Here is a 3,199-nt window from a genome sequence, read left to right as displayed (position 1 = left end):
ATGGCGTGATGTTGCGACATTATCAGGCGGAGAATCTTTTATGGCGGCACTATCACTCGCTTTGGGGTTATCCGATGTGGTGCAATCTTATAGCGGCGGTATTCGCCTAGAAACCTTATTTATTGATGAAGGATTCGGTAGTTTAGATCCTGAATCTTTGGATTTGGCGATTCAAACCTTGATCGATTTACAACAAGGGGGGCGTTGTATTGGCATTATTTCTCATGTGGCTGAATTAAAAGAGCAAATTGCATTAAGATTGGATGTTGAGACATCTGTTCGCGGCAGTAACATTAAACTTATTGTATAGTGGTACTACTTGCTCACTCGTACTGGCGAATAATATGGATGCAATAAAAAAAATATACCAATATGCGGAGCCAAACCTAACGTTAGTTGGATGGATGGGGCTGATCGGTTTTCCTATCTATTATTATGTATGGGCCTACCTTTTTCCGCAGCCGTATGAGTCTTTAGCACTGCGTGGTTTTTGTTCACTGTTATTTGCTGGCATTGCCTTTCGGCACGCTTTTCCTAAGGTATTACACCGTTATTTACCGTATTATTACCTTGTGGCTATTGGCTTTTGCTTACCTTTTTTCTTTTTTTATATGATGTTAATGAATGGCTGGTCAACCGAATGGGCGATGTCTTTCATGGCTTCTATCTTCTTACACATTTTGTTGGTACATGAAACCAAAGTGATGTTAATTCAAGCGTTAATTGCATCATTAATGGCTTATTTTTCTGCCTATTATGTGATGAATACTGAGCCGAGTCAGCCCATTTCATTAACTTATATTCCGATCTTTATCTTTACCTATGTATTTGGCAACTTGTTCTATTTTCGTAATCAGGTATCTCATGAAAGTAAAGTCTCAATTGCGAAATCTTTTGGGGCTGGCATTGCCCATGAAATGCGTAATCCATTGAGTGCGTTAAAATCATCAGTAGATGTATTACGTTCTATATTGCCTACGACTCAATCCTCAACGGCTAATTATACATTAACGGCTCAAGAATTAGAGCAGCTACATGAAATTCTTACTAATGCCGATGAGGTGATTCATTCAGGTAATGAGACAATCGATTTATTATTGACCTCGATTGATGAGAATCGAGTTTCTACCTCAACTTTTAAAAAGCATTCTGCGAAAGCGATAGTCAACAATGCGATCCGCTCTTTTTCTTACCCCAAAGCGTTGGATAAATCGATGTTAAAAGTCACCATCGAGCATGAGTTTGATTTTTTAGGGAGCGACACTCTACTTAAATTTGCGTTATATAACTTGTTAAAAAATGCATTTTATTATCAAAACAGTGAGCACTTTCAGGTTGATATTAAGTTAAAACGGCAAGATGGCGACAACCTGATTGTAGTCAGAGATAATGGCATTGGAATTGCCCCCGATCAGCTAGATGAAATTTTTAAAGATTTTTATACTTTTGGTAAAAATAATAGTTATGGACTGGGGCTACCTTTTTGCCGAAAAGTCATGCGTTCGTTTGCTGGTAGTATTGATTGCCGTTCAGTTTTGGGAGAATGGACGGAGTTTATTTTAACTTTTCCTGATTATTTTTCTGATCAAGTGAAGCAACTTAAGCTTGATTTAATGAAATCTAAGTCAGTACTTTATATTGGTCAGGCGGAAGTTATTTACCATCACTTACTTGAACAAGCATTTTATCAAGGTTTTTCGATGCATATAATAAGCCTCGAAGAGGCGATTCATCGAGAAGAGTTTGAATTTGAATTTGATGTTATATTAGTAAACCTTGAAAAATTATCATCGCAATGGGATAAATTGAATATATTAGAGAATAAATTTCACTTCACGGAGGCAAGAATTTGTTATTTATATGATAAGAACCAAAGTTATCCAGTGAATATTTCTCGTTACATAACGGTTTATCCGATCGAGTTACATCATTTATTATTGAATAGTCCACTAATGTTCGATCAGCTATTTTTTGAAATGGATAACCTGGCTGAAGATAGAAACCTGATTAAACGTCCTGATGTTTGTTATCAACGACGTATTTTGTTAGTGGATGATAATGAGTCATTACGAACATTTTCGGCACTCTTATTAGAAAAACAGGGTTACGATATAGTTCAAGCAAATAATGGTAAACATGCATTAGATATTCTTTCAAATGAAAGCGTAGATCTAATCATTATGGATCTTGATATGCCCATTATGAATGGTTTTAAAGCAGCAGAAGCGATTCGTAAATTAAATACCGATGAGAGTAAAATTCCTATCATTGGTTATACTGGAGATGATCGTTCAGAAACAATTAATGCAATCTATAAAAATGGCATGAATGATTATATCGTAAAACCTGCAGATAAAGATATTCTATTAAAAAAATAGCAAACTGGTTGTAGTTTATTCAAGCTAAGTGATCAATGTTATACTTGATCACTTAGCATCATTATCCCCGCTTCTTACTTGAAGCTGCAGAGGCTACGTTGGTTCACGTACTTGCCGCCTACCTGCAATTCCAAGTTGTTTGGGTATAATGATTATTTAAAATATAAATTTGGATTTTTAATGGCCAAGCTACAAACATGAATAATTTTATCCAATTGCTCTTGAGTTAATGAGCAGTTTAAAGATAAACGAATAATGTTTTTATTTTTTGCTGTCGCCGGCCGACAAAAAACTGCACCAAATACACCATTTTCTTCTAAATAGTCTCTGACTTTTTCTGTGTTTCTTTCATCTCCAGTTTCTAACGCGATAATTTGAGATTGGCTACGGATGGTAAACCCCATATGCATCAATTCTGTACGTAAGGTATGTGCATCATGCAACAGTTTTGCTCTTTTTTCATCAGCGGCTTTGATTACTTCTAATGTTGCACTTAACGCTTCAACTTCATACGGTAAAATCGTAGAACTAAAGATGGCAGGATAGCCAACAAAGGGGAGACATTTATCCACATGATTATTGGCCCATATCGCTCCAGCCCGATAAGCAAAAGTTTTTGCAAGGCTGACCGTCATAAAATCGACCTGTTCTGATAGCCCTAATTCACATAGTAGCCCGGCTCCTTGAGGGCCGTAAACGCCTAATGAATGGGACTCATCAACCAAAATGGCACATTGATATTGCTTAGCAATTGCGACAAGGTCGACAAGTGGTGCGATGGTGCCTATCGTGCTATAAATCGAGTCTACCGCGATGATACC

At 36.9% G+C, this 3,199-nt stretch carries 3 protein-coding genes; 2 read left to right on the top strand and 1 reads right to left on the bottom strand.

Translation table 11 applies throughout. The annotated features are described in order from the left end of the window. Together B7C60_RS18665 and B7C60_RS08815 are read left to right on the top strand one after the other, a co-directional pair. Positions 1-310 (top strand): SbcC/MukB-like Walker B domain-containing protein (locus B7C60_RS18665; RefSeq protein ID WP_281251684.1); only part of this gene is annotated, 310 nt, incomplete at its 5' end. A 34-nt stretch (positions 311-344) separates the two neighbouring features. Beyond that, positions 345-2,378 (top strand): hybrid sensor histidine kinase/response regulator, encoded by a 2,034-nt coding sequence (locus tag B7C60_RS08815; protein ID WP_099611322.1) that lies wholly within the window; start codon positions 345-347, stop codon positions 2,376-2,378. A 152-nt stretch (positions 2,379-2,530) separates the two neighbouring features. Here B7C60_RS08815 and B7C60_RS18660 read toward each other — a convergent pair. Then, positions 2,531-3,199: aminotransferase class I/II-fold pyridoxal phosphate-dependent enzyme (locus B7C60_RS18660; protein ID WP_245869034.1), on the bottom strand; the 669-nt coding region annotated here is incomplete at its 5' end.

This window comes from Vibrio fujianensis, assembly GCF_002749895.1.
Taxonomy (GTDB): domain Bacteria; phylum Pseudomonadota; class Gammaproteobacteria; order Enterobacterales; family Vibrionaceae; genus Vibrio; species Vibrio fujianensis.
Note: the sequence above shows the minus strand (reverse complement) of the source record. Positions and strands in the feature narration are given on the sequence as shown.

Bases quoted from the DNA above. Each gene is read 5' to 3' on its own strand.
- B7C60_RS08815 (WP_099611322.1), top strand. From the start codon at position 345: ATGGATGCAATAAAAAAAATATACCAATATGCGGAGCCAAACCTAACG.